15 protein-coding genes are annotated in these 21,707 nt (G+C 59.8%); 10 read left to right on the top strand and 5 right to left on the bottom strand.

The genetic code is table 11. From position 1 onward, the window contains the following. The first annotated feature begins 7 nt into the window (after window positions 1-7). From PSH69_RS12075 to cobM, 3 genes are all read left to right on the top strand, one after another. Window positions 8-712, top strand: a complete 705-nt coding sequence (locus tag PSH69_RS12075) for a CbtA family protein (RefSeq protein ID WP_305412183.1) — start codon at window positions 8-10, stop codon at window positions 710-712. Then, window positions 709-1,122, top strand: a complete 414-nt coding sequence (locus PSH69_RS12070; RefSeq protein WP_305412181.1) for a cobalamin biosynthesis protein — start codon at window positions 709-711, stop codon at window positions 1,120-1,122. Before PSH69_RS12075 ends, PSH69_RS12070 begins: the two co-directional genes overlap by 4 nt. An 82-nt stretch (window positions 1,123-1,204) precedes the next feature. Continuing rightward, window positions 1,205-1,951, top strand: coding sequence for a precorrin-4 C(11)-methyltransferase (cobM, locus tag PSH69_RS12065; protein ID WP_305412179.1), 747 nt, complete (start codon window positions 1,205-1,207; stop codon window positions 1,949-1,951). Window positions 1,952-2,036: 85 nt separating this feature from the next. On the opposite strand, the gene nfuA is transcribed toward cobM, so the two are convergent. Both nfuA and PSH69_RS12055 read right to left on the bottom strand, forming a co-directional pair. Next, window positions 2,037-2,621, bottom strand: a complete 585-nt coding sequence (gene nfuA / locus PSH69_RS12060; RefSeq protein ID WP_007946504.1) for a Fe-S biogenesis protein NfuA — start codon at window positions 2,619-2,621, stop codon at window positions 2,037-2,039. Between the two features lie 84 nt (window positions 2,622-2,705). Continuing rightward, complete coding sequence (locus tag PSH69_RS12055; RefSeq protein ID WP_305412177.1) at window positions 2,706-4,991, bottom strand: fatty acid cis/trans isomerase; 2,286 nt, start codon at window positions 4,989-4,991, stop codon at window positions 2,706-2,708. Between the two features lie 155 nt (window positions 4,992-5,146). Between PSH69_RS12055 and metH the strand changes: the two genes are divergently transcribed. Beyond that, window positions 5,147-8,857 carry a methionine synthase gene (gene metH / locus PSH69_RS12050; RefSeq protein WP_305412175.1) on the top strand — a complete coding sequence of 1,237 codons (3,711 nt, stop codon included), beginning with the start codon at window positions 5,147-5,149 and terminating at the stop codon, window positions 8,855-8,857. Window positions 8,858-8,980: 123 nt separating this feature from the next. Next, complete coding sequence (locus PSH69_RS12045) at window positions 8,981-9,211, top strand: DUF2970 domain-containing protein (protein ID WP_018927642.1); 231 nt, start codon at window positions 8,981-8,983, stop codon at window positions 9,209-9,211. A 6-nt stretch (window positions 9,212-9,217) separates the two neighbouring features. On the opposite strand, the gene PSH69_RS12040 is transcribed toward PSH69_RS12045, so the two are convergent. Then, on the bottom strand, window positions 9,218-10,303 hold the full coding sequence (locus tag PSH69_RS12040; protein ID WP_305412173.1) for an ABC transporter substrate-binding protein: 1,086 nt from the start codon (window positions 10,301-10,303) through the stop codon (window positions 9,218-9,220). Window positions 10,304-10,825: 522 nt separating this feature from the next. On the opposite strand from PSH69_RS12040, the gene PSH69_RS12035 reads away from it, so the two are divergent. Further along, entirely contained in the window at window positions 10,826-12,484 is a 1,659-nt protein-coding gene (locus PSH69_RS12035; protein ID WP_305412172.1) for a nitrite/sulfite reductase, read from the top strand. Then, entirely contained in the window at window positions 12,468-12,962 is a 495-nt protein-coding gene (locus tag PSH69_RS12030; RefSeq protein ID WP_018927639.1) for a DUF934 domain-containing protein, read from the top strand. The genes PSH69_RS12035 and PSH69_RS12030 overlap by 17 nt, the downstream gene beginning before the upstream one ends. Before the next feature lie 42 nt (window positions 12,963-13,004). Here the strand turns inward: PSH69_RS12030 and PSH69_RS12025 are convergent, their stop codons facing one another. Together PSH69_RS12025 and sohB are read right to left on the bottom strand one after the other, a co-directional pair. Then, on the bottom strand, window positions 13,005-16,835 hold the full coding sequence (locus PSH69_RS12025) for a leucine-rich repeat domain-containing protein (RefSeq protein WP_305412171.1): 3,831 nt from the start codon (window positions 16,833-16,835) through the stop codon (window positions 13,005-13,007). Between the two features lie 188 nt (window positions 16,836-17,023). Next, window positions 17,024-18,046 (bottom strand): protease SohB, encoded by a 1,023-nt coding sequence (gene sohB / locus PSH69_RS12020; RefSeq protein ID WP_018927637.1) that lies wholly within the window; start codon window positions 18,044-18,046, stop codon window positions 17,024-17,026. A 330-nt stretch (window positions 18,047-18,376) separates the two neighbouring features. Between sohB and PSH69_RS12015 the strand changes: the two genes are divergently transcribed. The 3 genes from PSH69_RS12015 (at window position 18,377) to PSH69_RS12005 (ending at window position 21,619) form a co-directional block, all read left to right on the top strand. Beyond that, window positions 18,377-19,087 (top strand): histidine phosphatase family protein, encoded by a 711-nt coding sequence (locus PSH69_RS12015; RefSeq protein ID WP_305412170.1) that lies wholly within the window; start codon window positions 18,377-18,379, stop codon window positions 19,085-19,087. A gap of 64 nt (window positions 19,088-19,151) precedes the next feature. Next, window positions 19,152-19,466, top strand: coding sequence for an SCP2 sterol-binding domain-containing protein (locus PSH69_RS12010; RefSeq protein ID WP_007941766.1), 315 nt, complete (start codon window positions 19,152-19,154; stop codon window positions 19,464-19,466). A gap of 305 nt (window positions 19,467-19,771) precedes the next feature. Further along, entirely contained in the window at window positions 19,772-21,619 is a 1,848-nt protein-coding gene (locus PSH69_RS12005; RefSeq protein WP_305412819.1) for an amidohydrolase, read from the top strand. Window positions 21,620-21,707: the final 88 nt, after the last annotated feature.

Below are 21,707 nucleotides of genomic sequence, written 5' to 3'. Positions count from 1 at the left end.
TGCTGAGATGATCAAGCGTATTGCGCAAACCGCAGGTTTCACCGGGCTGCTGGCCGCCCTGCTATTGACCCTGCTGCAAAGCTTCTGGGTCTCCCCGCTGATTTTGCAGGCCGAGACCTACGAAAAATCCGAGCCGGCCGCTGTTGAAATCCACGAGCACGCCGCAGGCGCAGTCGCTCATACCCACGATGCCGAAGCCTGGGAACCGGAAGACGGCTGGCAGCGCGTACTGTCCACTACCGGCGGCAACCTGGTGGTGGCCGTCGGTTTCGCCCTGATGCTCGCCGGTCTTTACACCCTGCGCGCACCGACCAAAACCTCTCAGGGCCTGCTCTGGGGCCTGGCCGGTTATGCGACGTTCGTGCTGGCTCCGACTCTCGGCCTGCCGCCTGAGCTGCCGGGCACTGCCGCGGCTGATCTGGCGCAACGGCAGATCTGGTGGATCGGCACTGCCGCGTCTACGGCGGTCGGCATCGCGTTGATCGTGTTCAGCCGTCACTGGCTGATGAAAGCGCTCGGCGTGGCGATCCTGGCCGTGCCGCATGTGATTGGCGCACCACAACCGGAAGTCCATTCGATGCTGGCGCCGGAAGCTCTGGAAACGCAATTCAAGATCGCTTCGCAGCTGACCAACGTGGCGTTCTGGCTGGCCCTGGGCCTGATCAGCGCCTGGTTGTTCCGCCGCAAAAGCGATGGACATTACAGCGCATGACTGAAAACGGCACAGTGCCGACCCTGGTGGTCGGCCTGGGCTGCCAGCGCGGCTGCCCCGTCAGCACGCTGCGGGCGCTGCTCGATCAGGCGTTACAGGCCCATCAAATCGAGCTTCGTGAGATCAAGGCCCTGGCCAGCATCGACCTCAAGCGCGATGAACCTGGCCTGATCCAACTGGCCGAACAGCTGGCATTGCCGTTGATGTATTTCAGCAGCGAACAATTGGCCGGTTATGAACCGCAACTCAGCCACCACTCGGACATCGCGTTTGAACGCACCGGTTGCTACGGCGTGGCGGAAAGCGCCGCGTTGGCCCTGGCCGAACAATTGGCCCAGGCCCCGGCAAAGTTGCTGATTCCACGACAAAAATACGCCCAGGCCACCTTGGCATTGGCCAGCGCCGCGTAAAATCCCCGATAATCCCCGCCTTCGATCATGAGCATTCTTCATCTGAAGCATGCCCAGCACCTATTTCTGACAGGAAACGACGATGACCGTCTATTTCATTGGCGCCGGCCCCGGCGACCCGGAACTGATCACCGTCAAAGGCCAGCGGCTGATTCGTAGCTGCCCGGTCATCATCTATGCCGGCTCCCTGGTCCCCGCCGCCGTGCTGGAAGGCCACCGGGCCGAACAGGTGGTTAACAGCGCTGAACTGCACCTGGAACAGATCGTCGAGCTGATCAAGACCGCCCATGCCAACGGCCAGGACGTGGCCCGGGTGCATTCCGGCGACCCGAGCCTGTACGGCGCGATCGGCGAGCAGATTCGCTACTTGCGTGAACTCGACATCCCTTTCGAAATCGTTCCCGGCGTCACCGCCACCGCCGCCTGCGCGGCCCTTTTGGGTGCCGAACTGACCCTGCCGGACGTGTCACAGAGCGTGATTCTGACCCGTTACGCCGACAAGACCGCCATGCCCGCTGGCGAAGAGCTGGGCAGCCTGGCGCAACACGGGGCGACCATGGCGATCCACCTGGGGGTCAATCATCTGGAGAAGATCCTTGCCCAATTGCTGCCGCACTACGGCGCCGACTGCCCGATCGCGGTGATTCACCGGGCGACCTGGCCGGATCAGGATTGGGTGGTGGGAACGCTTGCGGACATTGCGCAGAAGGTACAAGCCAAGGGCTTTCGCCGGACGGCGCTGATTCTGGTGGGTCGAGTGCTGGGCAGCGATCACTTCAGTGAATCGTCGCTGTATCGCGCGGGGCATGCTCACCTCTACAGACCCTGAGATGATCGTTCCCACGCAGAGCGTGGGAACGATCAAAAAAAACGGCACTCACGGGTGCCGTTTTTTCGTTTCTGCAGCGAACACCTTAGTAGTAGGCGTTTTCTTTCTGCGTGTGGTCAGTCACGTCACGTACACCCTTGAGCTCGGGAATGCGCTCGAGCAAGGTGCGCTCGATGCCTTCCTTCAGGGTGACGTCTGCCTGGCCGCAGCCCTGGCAACCGCCGCCGAACTTCAGCACGGCGATGCCGTCTTCGACCACATCGATCAAGCTGACCTGACCGCCGTGGCTGGCCAGCCCCGGGTTGATCTCGGTTTGCAGGTAGTAGTTGATGCGTTCGTTGACCGGGCTGTCGGCGTTGACCATCGGGACTTTGGCGTTTGGCGCCTTGATGGTCAGTTGGCCACCCATGCGGTCGGTGGCGTAGTCGACTACCGCATCGTCCAGAAACGCTTCGCTGAACGAGTCGATATAGGCGGTGAAGCTTTTGAGCCCCAGCGCTGTATCTTCAGGTTTTTCTTCGCCCGGCTTGCAGTAGGCAATGCAGGTTTCGGCGTACTGGGTGCCAGGCTGGGTGATAAAGACGCGGATGCCGATACCCGGGGTGTTCTGCTTGGAGAGCAGATCGGCCAGGTAATCATGGGCGGCGTCGGTAATGGTAATAGCGGTCATGGAAACTCCTCGCAGGCTTGGACGCAGTTTACGCCAATCGACGCGCCGCACAAAGTCCTAGTATTTTTGTCGGGAAAGCGGTCATCAAAGATTCTCGTAGCGATTCATATCCAACACACCCTCTTCCACCGGGTCGGTGTCGTGGATGTACCGGCTCAGATCATGGAAATACTGCCAGAATTGCGGATGACTGCGACGAATGCCCCAGCGTTCGACGATTTTTTCGAAACTGGCGGCGTCTTTGGCGTTTTCCATCTCGTCGACAAACGCCGGCACTTGCCCGGCCGGAATGTTGAACATGAAGTTCGGGTAGCTGCTCAGAACACCCGGATAGATCGTCAACGTGTCGAGCCCCGGCTGATAACGCAGCGACTCCCCGAGCAGGAACGCCACGTTGCTGTGGGCGCGGTTGCGCAGCAGGCTGTAGACCTCTCGCTTGCCGCTTGGGGTTTCGATACGCAACATCGTGGCTTCCGGCAACTGATCGATGACTTTCAAACCGGCGGCCGGGCGCGACGTCAGGCGGCTCAGGGCCTGCTCGGCGTTCTGCAACGCCGGATCGATGTTCGGCCGCGAGCAGTAAGCGCCGTCGCAGCGGTTGATCGGATCGGGCCTGGCATTGAGTTCGCCGTAACGGGACAGCAGCTGCAAGGCGAAATCGCGTTTCGGGTCGTTTTCGTCCAGCGTCAGCGCCGTCGGCTTGTCGTTGTCGATGTCCTCGTAATCCAGCCACATCTTGAACTTGCCGCTGTTCTGGTACCAATCGTCGAGATAGCCGTCCCGTGAGTTGGCAGGCATCAGGCGCAGGAAGTTCTGCTCGGCGCCGTTGCGGATCAAGTCGAAGTACAGCCGGGTCTGGGCCTGATGGGACACGTTGCCGAACACATCGAAGTTGACCGCCAACTGGTAATACGTGCGTTCCAGCAATGGATAATCGAACAGCCACATCGTCTGCGGCACATCGCCGATCAGGCCCTTGGTCACCGAGGCGCTGTCGAAATGCCGAAAGATACTCAGCAGTGCGTTGTCATTGCCGGCCCACAGGGTCGACCAGCTCGGCGCCGGCAAGTCGGCATAGCTGTCCCGGCGCAGGGCTTCGTATTCGTTGCGTTTGTTGCGGTAGTCGTGCCACAGGCTCAGGACACTGCCGACATCATCGTTCTGCCCCGGCATCGCCAGCAACGGCGTGGCTTGGCCGCGATATTTCGGGTCGGTGATGTAAAGGTCATGTTCCGGGGCCTGGAACAGTGCCCAGAAGTTGTCGCGAATCACGTCGGTGGCGATCTGGCCCCGGCAGACCGGGCCGCGAATAAAGGTACGCACGAAGTATTCGGCGTTATCGAGCATGAACTGGTAACGCGCCTGGGCCGGGATCGCTTCGAACGTGGCAAACGGATTGGCCCGCCGCTCCGGCCCGTAGCCCGGTAACGCGTTGACCTGCCAGTTACCGTTGTAAAACAGGCTCTTGATCCGCGCCATCTTCGCCGCGCTCAGCGGGTAGGTGATGTGGGTCTTGTGCACGATCACGCCTTGCACCGGCCACAGACGGTAATAGACCTGAGTGCCCGGATCATCATTCGGACGGCGGGTGTTGATCAGGTCGATGGGCTGCCCCGTCGGCGTGCGCGAACGTACCCACTGAAAGAAATGCCCCGGCTCGCCGTCCTTGAAATAGATATGGGCCAAGAACCAGTGCTCGAACAGCCAGCGCCCGACCAGGCTCTCCCGGGCGCCCGGCGCATTGAGCAGGTTTTCCCACTGCACCACTTCCAAGGCTTCCCTGGCGCTGGGCACCAGGCCCTGCTGATCGATCGGCGCGCCGGAGGCCAGCCAGCGCTGCAGCGTCTGGTATTGCTGATCGGTAAGACCGGTGACCGCTAGCGGCATGCCCTCTTTCGGATGAGAGTTGGCGTAATCGCTGAACTCTGCCGGCATGGCGCACTGGTTTTCCCGGTTCAGGCCCAGGACGATGTCTTCCGGCAGTTTGGCGTTGGGTTGCAACGGGGTTTTGTGCCCCAGCTCAAGCATCCGCGCCATCAGCGCCGCCTGACTGCCTTGGGCGTCGAGCACCGAATAGAAGCCCTTTTGCTGCCAGGCACGCTTGCCGAAGGCGTCATAAAACAACCGGGTCGGCGCGGCTGCCTTGCTACGTTCGCCGTCATAGACTGGCGCCTTCGTCGCACCTCGGGACGCCCCTTCGCCACTGCCCAGATTGAGCTGACAGGCGGAGTCGTAGCAGGCATGGCAGGCCACGCACTTTTCGGTGAAGATCGGTTGAATGTCGCGAACGTAGGAAATGTCCGGACCTTGCGCAGCGGCGCCCCCGCTTAAAAACAGCATCAATAGGCTGGTGACGACGCGATACGACATATCCCTGGTCCTGATCATGAGAAAACGCCGCGATTCTACCGGTCCGGCCTGCGCACCAACATGAACGATATTCATGCAAAACCGGCATATGCTCCAAAAGCACACAGGTTTGTTATTATCCCGGCCCTTCGTCATGGCCTTACCGAGTAGTCCAAATGTCCGATCGCAGCGTTCGCCTTCAAGCTCTCAAGCACGCCCTCAAAGAGCGCATCCTGATTCTCGACGGCGGCATGGGGACAATGATCCAGAGCTACAAGCTCGAGGAACAGGATTACCGTGGCAAACGCTTCGCCGATTGGCCGAGCGATGTCAAAGGCAACAACGACCTGTTGGTGTTGACCCGTCCGGATGTGATTGGCTCTATTGAAAAAGCCTACCTGGATGCCGGCGCCGACATTCTGGAAACCAACACCTTCAACGCCACCCAGGTGTCCCAGGCCGACTACGGCATGCAAGGCCTGGCGTACGAACTCAACGTAGAAGGCGCACGCCTGGCGCGCAAGGTGGCGGACGCCAAGACCCTGGAAACCCCGGACAAGCCGCGTTTCGTCGCCGGTGTGCTCGGTCCTACAAGTCGTACCTGCTCGCTGTCGCCCGACGTGAACAACCCCGGCTACCGCAACGTGACCTTCGATGAACTGGTGGAGAACTACACCGAGGCCACCAAAGGCCTGATCGAAGGCGGCGCCGACCTGATCCTGATCGAAACCATTTTCGACACCCTCAATGCCAAAGCGGCGATCTTCGCCGTGCAAGGGGTTTACGAAGAGCTGGGCGTCGAGCTGCCGATCATGATTTCCGGCACCATCACCGATGCCTCTGGCCGCACCCTCTCCGGCCAGACCACCGAAGCGTTCTGGAACTCCGTGGCCCACGCCAAGCCGATTTCCGTCGGCCTGAACTGCGCCCTAGGCGCCCGTGAATTGCGCCCATACCTGGAAGAGCTGTCGAACAAGGCCAGCACCCACGTGTCGGCGCACCCGAACGCCGGCCTGCCGAACGAATTCGGCGAGTACGACGAACTGCCGGCCCAAACCGCCAAGGTCATCGAAGAGTTCGCCCAAAGCGGCTTTCTGAACATCGTCGGCGGCTGCTGCGGCACCACGCCGGGCCACATCGAAGCCATCGCCAAAGCGGTCGCCGGTTACGCCCCGCGTGAAATTCCGGACATCCCCAAGGCCTGCCGCCTGTCGGGTCTGGAACCGTTCACCATCGATCGCAGCTCGTTGTTCGTCAACGTCGGCGAACGGACCAACATCACCGGTTCCGCCAAGTTCGCCCGCCTGATCCGTGAAGACAACTACACCGAGGCCCTGGAAGTCGCCCTGCAGCAGGTCGAAGCCGGCGCCCAAGTGATCGACATCAACATGGATGAAGGGATGCTCGATTCGAAGAAGGCCATGGTGACCTTCCTCAATCTGATTGCCGGCGAACCGGACATCTCCCGCGTACCGATCATGATCGACTCCTCCAAGTGGGAAGTGATCGAAGCCGGCCTCAAGTGCATCCAGGGCAAGGGCATCGTCAACTCCATCAGCATGAAGGAAGGTGTCGAGCAGTTCATTCATCACGCCAAACTGTGCAAACGCTACGGCGCCGCGGTGGTGGTGATGGCCTTCGATGAAGCCGGCCAGGCCGACACCGAAGCGCGCAAGAAAGAAATCTGCAAACGCTCCTACGACATTCTGGTCAACGAAGTCGGCTTCCCGCCGGAAGACATCATCTTCGACCCGAACATCTTCGCCGTGGCCACCGGTATCGAAGAACACAACAACTACGCTGTGGACTTCATCAACGCCTGTGCCTACATCCGCGACGAACTGCCGTACGCCCTGAGCTCCGGCGGCGTGTCCAACGTGTCGTTCTCGTTCCGTGGCAACAACCCGGTGCGCGAGGCGATTCACTCGGTGTTCCTGCTGTATGCGATCCGCAACGGCCTGACCATGGGTATCGTCAACGCCGGCCAACTGGAGATCTACGACCAGATCCCGGCGGAACTGCGCGACGCCGTTGAAGACGTGATCCTCAACCGTACTCCGGAAGGCACCGACGCCCTCCTCGCCATCGCCGACAAGTACAAGGGCGACGGCAGCGTCAAGGAAGCCGAGACCGAAGAGTGGCGCAACTGGGACGTCAACAAGCGTCTGGAGCATGCGCTGGTCAAGGGCATCACCACCCACATCGTGGAAGACACCGAAGAATCGCGCCTGTCGTTCGCGCGTCCGATCGAAGTCATCGAAGGCCCGTTGATGGCCGGCATGAACATCGTCGGCGACCTGTTCGGCGCCGGCAAAATGTTCCTGCCGCAAGTGGTGAAGTCCGCCCGCGTGATGAAGCAGGCCGTGGCTCACTTGATTCCGTTCATCGAGCTGGAAAAAGGCGACAAGCCGGAAGCCAAGGGCAAGATCCTCATGGCCACGGTCAAGGGCGACGTGCACGACATTGGCAAGAACATTGTCGGCGTGGTGCTGGGCTGTAACGGCTACGACATCGTCGACCTCGGCGTGATGGTGCCGGCGGAGAAGATCCTGCAAGTCGCCAAGGACGAGAAATGCGACATCATCGGCCTGTCCGGCCTGATCACGCCTTCGCTGGACGAAATGGTTCACGTGGCCCGCGAGATGCAGCGTCAGGACTTCTATCTGCCGCTGATGATCGGTGGCGCGACCACCTCCAAAGCGCACACGGCGGTGAAGATCGAGCCCAAGTACAGCAACGACGCGGTGATCTACGTTACCGACGCCTCCCGCGCCGTGGGCGTGGCGACGCAGTTGTTGTCCAAGGAACTGAAAGCCGGTTTCGTCGAGAAGACCCGCCTGGAATACATCGACGTTCGCGAGCGCACCGCCAACCGCAGCGCCCGCACCGAGCGCCTGAGCTACCCGGCGGCCATCGCCAAGAAACCGCAGTTCGACTGGGCCAACTATGAGCCGGTCAAACCGACGTTCACCGGCGCCAAGGTGCTGGACAACATCGACCTGAAGGTTTTGGCCGAATACATCGACTGGACACCGTTCTTCATCTCCTGGGACCTGGCCGGCAAGTTCCCGCGCATCCTGCAGGATGAAGTGGTCGGTGAAGCCGCCACCGCGCTGTACGCCGATGCCCAGGAAATGCTTGCCAAGTTGATCGACGAGAAGCTGATCAGCGCCCGTGCGGTGTTCGGTTTCTGGCCGGCCAACCAGGTGCGCGACGACGACATCGAAGTCTACGGCGATGACGGCAAGCCATTGGCCAAGCTGCATCACTTGCGCCAGCAGATCATCAAGACTGACGGTAAGCCGAACTTCTCCCTGGCCGACTTCGTCGCGCCGAAGGACAGCGGCGTGACCGACTACGTGGGTGGTTTCATCACCACCGCCGGGATTGGCGCCGAAGAAGTGGCCAAGGCCTATCAGGAAGCGGGCGACGACTACAACTCGATCATGGTCAAGGCGTTGGCCGACCGTCTGGCCGAGGCGTGCGCCGAGTGGCTGCACCAGCAAGTGCGTAAAGACTACTGGGGCTATGCCAAGGACGAGACGCTGGACAACGAGGCGCTGATCAAAGAGCAATACACCGGCATCCGCCCTGCTCCGGGCTACCCGGCGTGCCCGGATCACACCGAGAAAGCCACGCTGTTCAAGCTGCTGGATCCGGAGGCAGAAGAGCTCAAGGCCGGTCGCAGCGGCGTGTTCCTCACCGAGCACTACGCGATGTTCCCGGCGGCGGCGGTCAGCGGCTGGTACTTCGCTCACCCGCAGGCGCAGTATTTCGCCGTGGGCAAGATCGACAAGGATCAGGTGCAGAGCTACACCTCGCGCAAAGGCCAGGAGTTGAGCGTGACCGAGCGCTGGCTGGCGCCTAACCTGGGTTACGACAACTAACCCCCTTCCCCTGTGGGAGCGAGCCTTTGTGGCGAGGGAGCTTGCTCCCTCGCCACAAAGGCTCCCACAGAGTTCGAGTCTGTTGTCTATGCTTGCCTCATACACATTCGTGACGGGGGATTTATGGACGATCCAGTCGACAACAATAACCACAACAAACCGCCGACCTTCTGGCAGATGCTGCACAGCGTCATGGCGGCGGCGTTCGGGGTGCAGAGCGGGAAAAACCGGGCCCGGGACTTCACCCATGGCAAGCCCAGTCATTTTGTGATTCTGGGGATTCTGTTCACGGTGGTGTTCGCGTTGACGCTATTTGGCATCGTCAAACTGGTGTTGCACCTGGCCGGGATCTGAACCGGCTCAGTGCATCAGGGTTTGCAAGTTGAACGGGTAGCGATACGACGTCGGTCGCCCTTTGGCCGAGAGTTTTTTAAAATCCACGCTGTAATCCTGAGTAGCACTCTTGGCCAACAGTCGCCGGGCTTGCGCGTGGTCGATCAGCTGCAACAACGGAATCTGCCGGTCGCGCCCGCCGTACTGGCTGACATCCACCCCCTGGTCGTAGTCATGCAACTGCACAAGAGCCCAGCCGCCCAGAGTGAAGTGCCCGCCCAACAACACGCTTAGCCGCCCCTCCAACAACGCCTGCAACGCGGCCGGTGAATTGTTGATTGCGCTAAACAGCACATCCTTGCCGGGTTGACCTCCGGTTTCGGCGCACGCCTGCATGGCGCCGAAAGCCATTTCATCGTTGGCCGACCAGACCAGCGATGTTTGCGGGTAACGCTTGAACAATAACCTGGCCTGTTCATAGGCGCGCTCGCGGGTCCAGCCGCCATACACCAACTGGCGCAACCGCACTTCGGGGTGTTCGGCCAATGCCCGCATCATGCCCTGCTCACGCTGTTGCGCGGCCGGCGTGATTTTCAGGCCGGAAAAGGCCACCAGTTCGATGACCTCACCGGGTGCGACCGGGCCATGCAGGCGAATCAGTTCCTTGAGCATCAGGTAGCCGCCCTCCTCATTGTTGGGCACCAGGCTACCCAGCCAGTCGGGATACTTGTCCGGCTGGGCGCCGAGCAGGCGCATCTGGTCGGCGGTCAGGCCGTTGTTGACCAAAAACAGCTTCACGCCACTGCCTTGAGCCAGGCGCAGGATTTCGGGGGCGACATACAGTTCGTTGGAGAACACCAGATAGTCCGGCCGACTCGGCCCTTGCAGCGCTTCGCGGGCCTGTTTGAGTGTGGTCTCGGCGTTTCGCTCGGCATATTGGATATGCAAATCCATGCCCAGGTCCTTGCCCGCGGCCTGCATGAACTGCGAGTAACTGACCCAGAATGTCTCTTGGCTGGTCCCGGGATTGAGGAACAATACGGACGCCGCCTGGGCACACGGTCCCAGGACCGCGCCAAGCGCCAGCACTACACCATAGAAGAACTTCAACATTGATCGTCCGAGCCCCCGAAAATCCGCGGCGCATTATAGCCAGCGAAGTCCCTTGAAACGGCGCTTATTCCGGCTTTTAGTCCGACAATTGTCGGCGCCGGGCCCGGACGGGGTCGTTTATTGATGGCTGACCCAGAATACCGCCGTACCCACGACCAGGATGATCAGGAACAGAATCGCCCAAGCATCGACCGTGCTATCGCTTTTCCTTGCTTTGGTTGGGTTGCTCATTGCATCGCCTCTTGTCGGTTTTATCGGTGATTGCATAAAGACTCGAGCACAGTTAAGACGATGATTGCCCGCACGACAAATGAGGGTTTTATCTCAACGATTTTCATTAGTCGTTTTGGTTCTTTGCATATACTCAAACATCACTTTTGCGCATAACTGCAAACTGGTATCTTGCGTCGGCTCCGTTGGGAGTGCGCGGCCGTGCGCGCAGAATTGCCGAGGCAGAATCGGATGAAAGCTTGCGAAAACGCAGCTGTATCCGACCGGCCCAAGCCTGAGAACAGGACTTATATGTACGTATACGACGAGTACGATCAGCGGATCATCGAGGACCGCGTCAAGCAGTTCCGTGATCAGACCCGACGCTATCTGGCAGGCGAGCTGAGCGAAGAAGAATTCCGCCCCCTGCGCCTGCAAAATGGCCTTTATATCCAGCGCTTTGCCCCGATGCTGCGGGTGGCGGTGCCTTACGGCCAACTCACTTCGCGCCAGACGCGAATGATGGCCAAGATTGCCCGCGACTATGACAAGGGCTACGCCCACATCAGTACCCGGCAGAACGTGCAGTTCAACTGGCCGGCCGTGGAAGACATCCCGGACATCCTGGCTGAGCTGGCGACCGTGCAGATGCACGCGATCCAGACCAGCGGCAACTGCCTGCGCAACGTCACCACCGACCAGTTCGCCGGTGTCGCCGCCGACGAGTTGATCGACCCGCGGCCATGGTGCGAAATCGTCCGTCAGTGGACCACGTTCCACCCGGAATTCGCTTACCTGCCGCGTAAATTCAAAATTGCCATCAACGGTTCGACGTCCGACCGTGCGGCCATCGAAGTCCATGACATCGGCCTTGAGCCGGTGCACAACGCCGCGGGCGAACTGGGCTTCCGTGTGCTGGTCGGTGGCGGCCTGGGCCGTACGCCGGTGGTGGGCGCGTTCATCAACGAATTCCTGCCGTGGCAGGACCTGTTGAGCTACCTCGACGCCATTCTGCGGGTCTACAACCGCTACGGCCGTCGCGACAACAAGTACAAGGCGCGGATCAAGATTCTGGTCAAGGCCCTGACGCCTGAAGTGTTCGCACAAAAAGTCGATGCGGAAATGGAACACCTTCGCGGTGGCCAGACCACGCTGACCGAGGCCGAAGTGCATCGCGTGGCCAAGCACTTTGTCGATCCGGACTACAAGGCTCTGGAAAACCAGACGGCCGAACTGGCCGAGCTCGACAAACAGCACCCGGGCTTCGCCCGCTGGCGCGCCCGCAACACCCTGGCCCACAAGAAGCCGGGTTATGTGGCAGTCACCCTGTCCCTGAAACCGACCGGCGTTGCACCGGGCGACATCACCGACAAGCAGCTCGATGCCGTTGCCGACCTCGCCGACCGTTACAGCTTCGGTCAGCTGCGCACCTCCCACGAGCAGAACATTATTCTGGCCGATGTCGAGCAGAGCCAGTTGTTCGCCATGTGGGGCGAGTTGCGCGAGCAAGGTTTCGCCACGCCGAACATCGGTTTGCTGACCGACATCATCTGCTGCCCTGGCGGCGACTTCTGCTCCCTGGCCAACGCCAAGTCGATTCCGATCGCCGAATCGATCCAGCGCCGTTTCGACGACCTGGACTACCTGTTCGACATCGGTGAGCTGGACCTGAATATCTCCGGCTGCATGAACGCCTGTGGTCACCACCACGTCGGCCACATCGGTATTCTCGGAGTGGACAAGAAAGGCGAAGAGTTCTATCAGGTGTCCCTGGGTGGCAGCGCCAGCCGCGATGCGAGCCTGGGCAAGATCCTCGGCCCATCCTTCGCCCAGGAAGCCATGCCTGATGTGATCGAGAAGCTGATCGACGTGTACATCGAACAACGTACCGAAGACGAGCGCTTCATCGACACTTATCAGCGTATCGGCATCGACCTCTTCAAGGAGCGCGTCTATGCAGCGAATAATTAAGAACAACGAAGTCGTCGACGAAACCTGGCACTTGCTGCCGAAAGATTTCAACATCGACGAGATCAGCAACTGCGACGACCTGATCGTCCCGTTGCACATGTGGCGCGAACACAGCCGCATGCTCATGGCCCGCGATGGCGGCCTGGGTGTATGGCTGGATGCCGACGAAGAAGCTGAAGAAATCGGTGATGACGTGGCGAACTTCCAGGTCATCGCCCTGAACTTCCCGGCCTTCACCGATGGTCGCAACTACTCCAACGCCCGTCTGCTGCGTGACCGCTATGGTTTCAAAGGCGAACTGCGGGCAATTGGCGATGTGTTGCGCGACCAGCTGTTCTACATGCACCGCTGCGGTTTCGATGCGTTTGCCATTCGCGCCGATAAAGACCCCTACGAAGCCCTTGAAGGTCTCAAGGACTTCTCGGTGACCTATCAGGCCGCCACCGACGAACCGCTACCGCTGTTCCGTCGCCGTTGATCGTCACACCTTGAACCCCTTGCGGGGTTCAAGGTTTTTCCCTTATTGCGTGCCTATCGGAAACGGTCGTCCCATGGCCTCCCAGTTCCGATAAAACCGGGCACGGTCCTCAAGTGCCGTGAACAGCGCAAACGGGTTTTCAGGATCGACCTCGGCCGATTCAATATCCTGGACCAGTCTTTCCCAAAGCGCTTGCGAAGCATCGGCTTCACCGAGCAGTCGCCACACCCTCGCCTGAAGCGGCATATAATCGACCCGGAAGTCCGCCGTCAGGCTCAGTCCATCCATTACCCTCAAGAACTGGGCGCCAAGGGGCCTGGCTGCCAGCCTCTGCCAGATCAATCGTCGCGTCGCTTGCAACTCCCCATCGCCTTCGCGCAACCACTCGATGACATTCCCGTAATTAACCCCAGGATCACTTAACCACAGGTTGATACCCGTTCGCCGCCGATGATCGACAATGCGCAACAAGGTGTCCTCATCCGTCAATGGATTGCCCTGCAGCAGCACACGGTCCCTCGAGATAGCCTGGTTCAGCACTGCTGGCGGCACTCGGGTTATCTGGTTATTACGCAGGTCCAATGACGTCAGATAGGGCTGCTCCATGATTCCGACTGGGCAACCAGTGATCCCGGTGTTGCTCAGGTTCAGACAGCGCAAGTCGTTCATTCCGAGCACCAAAGGCGGGACGCCCAGCGGGTTGTTGCTCAGGTCCAGCGTCTGCAAGTGTGTCAACCCGGACAATTGAGAAGCGGCGCGCTCATTGAACGTCAGATTCGTCGACCTCAGATTCAGCGAAGAGAGACGCGTCATCTGGTTGATCGAAGGAGGCAATGCACACTCCGCAAGGCCGCCATGGTTGAAGTGACTCAGGTCGACATTTTCCAGGTTCAGCACTTCAAGATTTGGAAAACACTCGAGAAATCCGTTCAAACTTTCTTCTTCAGTCAGGTGAAAGCCGCGCATCGATAACTCGAGAATATTATTGAACCGGACATTCAACGTGGGTAACCGGTGATAATTCTCGAAGTCGAGATCCAGCCTGACGCCGCGTATCTGATCAGCAGGCAGTAACGGATCCTGCGGCGCCCTGCGTCGTTGCCAGATGGAGACCAGCTCCTCGGCCAACTCATTTCGAATCGCTCGCTCCTGTTGCATTTCGGTCTGCACCAACTGAACGTTATAGGCCTCGATTTGTGCAGCGCTCAATCCCGCTGCTTCGGGATCATTCGGGGCCAGGAAATCGATAGCCATGTCATGAATGTCATCCGCCACCTGATCTACCCAGGCGGTCAGGTCGATGTCGAGTTGCTGCAGCTGTTGCTTCAACCACTCAATGTGCGCCTGCGCGTTTACACCTTCGCGTTGAAGAACCGCATCTGCCTGGGCATCGGTGAAGTCTGGATAGACCTCTTTGAGTTGCAGCCTCATCATCTGGTGCGTCAGCGCCTCGGCCTGGGGCGTTCCCGGAAATCCGCCGCCACTGAGCCCGTGGGCATCGAACGGCAACCCACCGTCCATTCTTTGCAGCCCGAGGATCACTTGTGACCGGGGCAACGCCTGGTCGCTGATGGCCAGTCGTAGCTCGTCGACTGAACCAGGCGACGTCAGGTGCAGCGCTGAACGGTCGTCGTCCGTCAACACACCGAGAAGCACCGTATAAAAGTCTGTCGGCGAGCCCTGATGCAGATAGTGCTGTCCGATTCTGACCAGGCGCCGGACATCCGAGGCATCCTGCGCGCCGATGCGGTCCAGCACTCGCCCCGCGACGGACTGATCAAGAACATCGATCCGCAGGTTCCGCGGCCAGCCCGGCAGGTTTTGCAGCGAGTGCAAGGCCAGGATGTCCGAGTCCGGGCTCGCCACCGAACGCAAATAAAGACCTTCATAAGCGCGATTGAGCCGCACATGCTGCTGGTACTGCCGCGCCTTGCTGTCCAGACGCGTGAACACTTGCCTGACCTCGGTCACATCGGGGGCTTGCTGGATATCCACGCCATAGCGGTCGAGCATTTGTTCGATGGCACCTTTGGGCAGCATCGGGTATTGCTGCTGAAACAGCCGCACCCACTCATGTTCCGACTGTTGAAGTGCGGCGTAACGCCTGTTGAATTGCTCAGGCGTGCCGGCCGCCCCCAGATCCTGATCGATCTTGAAACGACTGATCGTATCCGCCAGTAAAGGCGTTGGTGGACGCCCCGTCTGCATCAGTCGCAGCATGTCATCGTCAATCACACTGACCTTGCCGATCTGTGCCAGGACTTCATCGCTGAAAGACGCCACAGTCGGGCCGATTCCGCGGATCAGCTCCACGCGGGAGGACAGCACGGAAACCGGTGGCTCGGGCGTCGGGGCAACGGTGATTTGCGAAGACGGACGTACTGACTCGACGGCCGCTTCATCCTTCAGCGCCGCCTGTGCGCCGATCGGCAGCGCATTAAGCAAACCGAACACGGTGCGCGACACGCCCTCCGACCGCTCACGTGGTGTTTCACCGTTTACTGCCTGATCAAGACCGTAACCGGCGTCAATAAGCCCGGCCAGCGCCAATATGCCTTCGCCTCCCGGGACGAACAACGCCAATGGCCCGAACCGGTTGATCCATTGCACCACCGGTTCGACCACCGCACTTAAATTGTCACGATTGACCTGTGCATCGGTACGAATGCTTTCGATACTGGCGTGGGTGGCCTGCTTCATCGTCAGCACCAGTTGTGCAAACGGATCGGTCGCCGATGGCGGATTGTCGTAGCCAATGTAATCGGCGGGGTCCCAATAGCCGTCGTTATTGAAAAAACCGGCATTGTTGGTCAGCCGATGCATCGCGGGGTACTGCGCCATGCCGTCCAATGCCGTCAGCACCCCCGCATGAAACGTACCGTCCTGGCGATCATCTTCGGCAAAATGGGCGGCCAACGCCTGTTTTGTCTCGCTGAGCTTGCCCTGTGCGACGACCCATTGGTGCAGTTGAGTGGCATCGGTGAATTCGTGCAGCGGGGAAGAGTTGCCTGGGATGTACAGCAGCACTCGGGTACTGGCAGTGTCACGGAACGCCCAGATATCTGTTGCGGTGTAACGGTATAGCTTCAAACGGCCGGCCCTGACGGACAAAGGGGTGCGCGTCGCCGCTTGCAGTTGTTCGATGGTCAGCGTTTCCCATGCCTGACCGGGCGGCAAGCCAGCCGCCTCCATCGCGAGCTCAAGTCCTTTTTGCGACAGGCAGCGCTCCTTGAACTGCAACCAGGCCGTCATCACAAACGCTGCTTTGACCGATGTCCTCAAGGCGTACGGGCTGGACGCAGTGAGCACCTCGTCAGAGGGCCAGACCTTTTCAAGATAGGTCTCGTACACGTGCTTGAAGTCCAGCTCCCAGACCCATTTCTTGAAATCGGCCGGCCTCAGCTTCAGTTGTGAGGCGGGACCGTAAGTCTGCGGCGCCGTTTGCCGATAGATGCCTTCGTAGGTGTCGTGATTGCCGCTGCCGTAATCAGCGAACTCGTCGACATGCTCGACAATCCGCACCGCCGGGCCGACGTCCGGCGGTGTGTACAGACCAAAGGCGGTTTCCGCAAAACGTCCATCCCCAACCGTCTGGTAATTTGAAAGCAGCGCTTGCAACAGCGACCGCGAGTTCGCCACCTGGCCCTGCTGGAAACCATTCTCTTCAGGGTGGCCCTTGTAGTGGTAATCGAGGGTGACCATCAAGGTCGTCTGCGGGTCGATGTCCTGCCCCCATTTTTCCTTGATCAGACGTTCGCCCAACTGGCCGGGGGTTTGGGGGAGAGCGATGTCCAGTGCAGCTTTCAGTTCGTCGCGCATTCGCAGCGATGGGGCCGGATGTGGGGCGGCAACGTGGTGAAGGAGCTCATTCATGGTGCAATCCATTGCAGTCAATTCAGGCCAGTCACCCTACCCCACCTGACTCCACACGAAAGCGCGACCGATCGACAATGGCATTAGGAAAATTCGTTATTTCTTGAGGGCGAGTGGGCACCTTCTGAAGGTCAAAAAAAACCGTGGGCAATCCACGGTTTTTTTACTGACGGTGATGCCTGGTACGGTTACCAGAAGCGTTGCTGGGTCAACCGGCTCCACCAGCTCAGCAATACGCGATCGATCGAACCGCTGGCCGCCATGCCGATGCGCTCCTGCAGGGTTTTACGTTCGGCGTAATGCAAATGATAGAGCTCGGACTGTTTAGCGCGTTCAGCGAGGTATTCGTCGCTGGTCTTGAGCTCGTCCACCAGTTGCTTGTCGAGTGCCGAAACACCGAGCCAGATTTCCCCGGTGGCCACTTCGTCGATAGCCAGTTGCGGGCGATAGCGCGAAACGAAGTTTTTGAACAGCTGATGGGTGATGTCCAGCTCTTCCTGGAATTTCTCCCGGCCCTTCTCGGTGTTTTCGCCAAACACTGTCAGGGTGCGCTTGTACTCACCGGCCGTGAGCACTTCGAAGTCGATGTCATGCTTTTTCAGCAGGCGATTGACGTTGGGCAACTGCGCCACCACGCCGATCGAGCCGAGAATCGCGAACGGTGCGCTGATAATTTTCTCGCCGATGCACGCCATCATGTAGCCGCCGCTGGCCGCGACCTTGTCGATGCACACGGTCAACGGCACGCCGGCCTCGCGAATGCGCGCCAGTTGCGAAGATGCCAGGCCATAGCTGTGAACCATGCCTCCGCCACTTTCCAGGCGCAGCACCACTTCATCCTTTGGCGTGGCGAGGGTCAGCAGCGCGGTGATTTCGTGGCGCAGGCTTTCAGTGGCCGACGCCTTGATGTCGCCGTCGAAATCCAGCACGAACACCCGCGGCTTGGCCTCGGGTTTCTTCTTTTGCTTTTTCTCGGTTTTAGCCTGGGATTTGCGCAAAGCCTTGAGCTGGTCCTTGTCGAGCAAGGTTTGCTCCAGGCGTTCGCGCAGACCTTTATAGAAATCATTGAGTTTGCTGACTTGCAATTGGCCGGTCGACTTGCGTCGACCTTTGCTGCGCAACGCCGCAAAACTGGCCAGGACCACCAGAATGGCGATCACCAGTGTCACGGTTTTAGCCAGGAAACTGGCGTACTCGGACAAAAACTCCACAGAGACTCCTTCAACACGATGCGCGGCATGAACACGCGCGGGATACCTCCAGCATACCCATGAGCCGGCCCGGCGACCAGTCGTGAAACCTCGAGTGTCCTGTCTCACAAATACTGTTCCTTTTTGACGGCGTCCGTTGCCGTCATGCTGCGTTGCCGCTCCTCGCCTGACGACAACAGCCACTCGTCAAAAGAGGAACGTATTTGTAAGACAGGACACTAGCAACAGGCCTGTAACGGGCATTTCAAACAAGCGTATGTTTTTTCATTGACAGCTCACCGTCATCCTCATAACCTCGCCAAACCTTCAACGTACCGGGATGACGCGGACGTGGGCAGCATCTATTTGATTCGACATGGCCAGGCCTCCTTTGGTGCAGACGACTATGACGTTCTGTCGCCGACCGGTGTTCGCCAGGCAGAAGTCCTTGGCCGGCACCTGGCCGAGCTCGGTGTCAGCTTCGATCGCTGCCTGTCGGGCGACTTGCGCCGTCAGCAACACACGGCCACCAGCGCGCTGGAACAGTACGCCACCGTCGGTTTGCCGGTGCCGCCCCTGGAAATCGATTCGGCCTTCAACGAGTTCGACGCCGACGCGGTGATCCGCGCCCTGCTGCCGGCCATGCTGGAAGACGAGCCCGAGGCACTGGAGACCCTGCGCAACGCCGCGCAAAACCGTGCCGAGTTCCAGCGTATCTTCGCCCTGATCATCGAGCGCTGGCTCGCCGGCACCTATGACACACCGGGCCTGGAAAGCTGGCTGGGCTTCGTCGATCGTGTGCAGGCTGGCCTGCAGCGGCTGCTCGAAAATGCCGACAACACCCAGAAAATCGCCGTGTTCACCTCCGGCGGCACCATCACTGCCCTGCTCCACCTTATTACGCAAATGCCTGCCCGGCAGGCCTTTGAGCTGAACTGGCAAATCGTCAACACCTCGCTCAACCTGCTCAAGTTTCGTGGTCGCGAGGTGGCCCTGGCTTCCTTCAACAGTCATACGCACCTGCAACTGCTGAAGGCCCCGGAACTCATCACGTTTCGCTGATTCCGGACTATTGTGACCCTGGCTGTATTCACCCAGCTCTTATTACCCAAGAAAGGATCGAACCATGACCTCCGTAGCTGATGCCGTACAAGCAATGAAAGCCAAGTTCAACCCAGCCGCTGCTGCCGGTCTGGACCTGGTATTCGGTTTCCGCATCGACGACACCAAGAACTTCTCGTTGATCGTCAAAGACGGCACCTGCGAGCTGCAAGAAGGCGAAAACCCGGACGCCCAGGTGACTCTGGTGATGGACGGCGAAACCCTGGAAGGCATCGTCGACGGTTCGACCGACGGCATGCAAGCGTTCATGGGCGGCAAGCTGCGCGCTGAAGGCGACATGATGCTGGCCATGAAACTGTCCGAGCTGTTCCCAGGCTAAGACGACGGCTCCCGCTACCAGGAGCCTCTCTGGCTGCATGCGAATCCCGCCCCTCGTGGCGGGATTTGTCGTTTTTCACCCTCGGAAAACGGCTATCTGTGGATATGCCGTCTATATTCCTTCTGGCCGCATGCGTCAGACATCGGCTGTTTGCCCTCGCTTCTTTTATGAAGAACTGTGTGGAGAGCACTGCCATGAGCCCACCTGACGAGCACAATGACTTCAGTCGCCGCCGTGTACTGCAAGGTCTTTCGGCAGGCGCCATCGGTGCCTGGATCAGTCCGCTAACCGCAGGGAGTAAAACCATGCCCGACACCCCCGCCGATCTGATTCTGTACAACGGACGCCTGCACACCGTCGACCGCAAGAAACCCCAGGCCAGCGCCGTCGCGATCAAGGACGGGCGCTTTGTGGTGGTCGGCAGCGATGCCCAGGCCATGGCCCTGCAAGGCCCCGGCACGCAAATCGTTGACCTGCATGGGCGTACGGTGATTCCCGGCCTCAACGACTCCCACTTGCACCTGATTCGTGGCGGCCTCAATTACAACCTCGAACTGCGCTGGGAAGGCGTGCCGTCCCTGGCCGATGCCTTGCGCATGCTCAAGGATCAGGCCGACCGCACCCCTACCCCGCAATGGGTGCGGGTGGTCGGTGGCTGGAATGAATTCCAGTTTGCCGAAAAACGCATGCCGACCCTTGAAGATCTGAACAAAGCCGCGCCGGACACTCCGGTATTCGTCCTGCATCTCTACGACCGCGCCCTGCTCAACCGTGCCGCACTGAAAGTGGTCGGCTACACCCGTGACACGCCGAACCCGCCGGGCGGCGAGATCCAGCGCGATGCCAATGGCGACCCCACCGGCATGCTGATCGCCCGCCCGAATGCGATGATCCTCTACTCAACCCTGGCCAAAGGGCCGAAGCTGCCGCTGGAGTATCAGGTCAACTCGACCCGCCAGTTCATGCGCGAACTCAATCGACTGGGTGTCACCAGCGCCATCGATGCCGGCGGCGGTTATCAGAATTACCCGGACGACTATCAAGTCATCCAGCAACTGGCCAAAGATCAACAGCTCACGGTGCGCATTGCCTACAACCTGTTCACCCAGAAACCCAAGGAAGAACTGACCGACTTCAAGAACTGGACCAGCACTTCCCATTACGGCCAGGGCGATGACTTCCTGCGGCACAACGGCGCCGGCGAGATGCTGGTGTTCTCGGCAGCGGATTTCGAAGACTTCCTCGAACCACGCCCCGACCTGCCGAAAACCATGGAGCAGGAACTGGAACCGGTGGTGCGCCATCTGGTGGAACAGCGCTGGCCCTTCCGTTTGCACGCCACCTACAACGAATCTATCAGCCGCATGCTCGACGTGTTCGAGAAGGTCAACCGGGATATTCCGTTCAACGGTTTGCCGTGGTTCTTCGATCACGCCGAAACCATCACCCCCCGTAACATCGAACGGGTCAAGGCCCTGGGCGGTGGCATCGCCATTCAGGACCGCATGGCGTTCCAGGGCGAATACTTCGTCGACCGCTACGGTGCCAAAGCGGCCGAAGCGACACCCCCCATCGCGCGCATGCTCGCCGAGGGCGTTCCAGTGGGCGCCGGCACCGATGCCACACGCGTCTCCAGCTACAACCCCTGGACATCGCTGTACTGGCTGGTCAGCGGCCGTACCGTCGGCGGATTAGCCCTGTACCCACAAGGCTTGAGCCGCGATACGGCGCTGGAACTCTTCACCCACGGCAGCGCCTGGTTCTCCTCCGAACAGGGCAAGAAAGGCCAGATCAAAGTCGGGCAACTGGCGGACCTGATTGCGCTGTCGGCAGACTACTTTCACATCGAAGACGAAGCCATTAAGTGGATAGAGTCGGTGCTGACCATTGTCGACGGCAAGATCGTCCACGGCAGCGTCGAGTTCGAAAAACTGGGGCCACCGCCAATCCCGGTAGTGCCTGAGTGGTCGCCGGTGGTGAATGTACCCGGGCACTGGAAACCCCTGGCACCGCTGACCGCGCAAGTGCACCAGTGTGTGGGCGCTTGCGCGGTGCATGCCCACAGCCATGAACGGGCGCGGTTGTCGTCGGCGCCGGTCAGTGACTTTCAAGGGTTCTGGGGGGCGTTTGGCTGTTCGTGTTTTGCGTTTTGAAAAGAGAAAAGATCGTCCGAAGGCGCGGGCCGCGTTCGGACGATCTTTTGATTTTGAGCCTCTGCAACACTCGCTGACACAAGCTTGA

The organism is Pseudomonas sp. FP1740 (assembly GCF_030687165.1).
Taxonomy (GTDB): Bacteria; Pseudomonadota; Gammaproteobacteria; order Pseudomonadales; family Pseudomonadaceae; genus Aquipseudomonas.
The sequence above is the reverse complement of the archived record's forward strand: the minus strand, read 5'-3'. Positions and strand labels throughout refer to the sequence as shown.

Bases quoted from the DNA above. Each gene is read 5' to 3' on its own strand.
- PSH69_RS12075 (WP_305412183.1), top strand. From the start codon at position 8: ATGATCAAGCGTATTGCGCAAACCGCAGGTTTCACCGGGCTGCTGGCC.
- PSH69_RS12070 (WP_305412181.1), top strand. From the start codon at position 709: ATGACTGAAAACGGCACAGTGCCGACCCTGGTGGTCGGCCTGGGCTGC.
- cobM (WP_305412179.1), top strand. From the start codon at position 1,205: ATGACCGTCTATTTCATTGGCGCCGGCCCCGGCGACCCGGAACTGATC.
- nfuA (WP_007946504.1), bottom strand. From the start codon at position 2,621: ATGACCGCTATTACCATTACCGACGCCGCCCATGATTACCTGGCCGAT.
- PSH69_RS12055 (WP_305412177.1), bottom strand. From the start codon at position 4,991: ATGTCGTATCGCGTCGTCACCAGCCTATTGATGCTGTTTTTAAGCGGG.
- metH (WP_305412175.1), top strand. From the start codon at position 5,147: ATGTCCGATCGCAGCGTTCGCCTTCAAGCTCTCAAGCACGCCCTCAAA.
- PSH69_RS12045 (WP_018927642.1), top strand. From the start codon at position 8,981: ATGGACGATCCAGTCGACAACAATAACCACAACAAACCGCCGACCTTC.
- PSH69_RS12040 (WP_305412173.1), bottom strand. From the start codon at position 10,303: ATGTTGAAGTTCTTCTATGGTGTAGTGCTGGCGCTTGGCGCGGTCCTG.
- PSH69_RS12035 (WP_305412172.1), top strand. From the start codon at position 10,826: ATGTACGTATACGACGAGTACGATCAGCGGATCATCGAGGACCGCGTC.
- PSH69_RS12030 (WP_018927639.1), top strand. From the start codon at position 12,468: ATGCAGCGAATAATTAAGAACAACGAAGTCGTCGACGAAACCTGGCAC.
- PSH69_RS12025 (WP_305412171.1), bottom strand. From the start codon at position 16,835: ATGAATGAGCTCCTTCACCACGTTGCCGCCCCACATCCGGCCCCATCG.
- PSH69_RS12010 (WP_007941766.1), top strand. From the start codon at position 19,152: ATGACCTCCGTAGCTGATGCCGTACAAGCAATGAAAGCCAAGTTCAAC.
- PSH69_RS12005 (WP_305412819.1), top strand. From the start codon at position 19,772: ATGCCCGACACCCCCGCCGATCTGATTCTGTACAACGGACGCCTGCAC.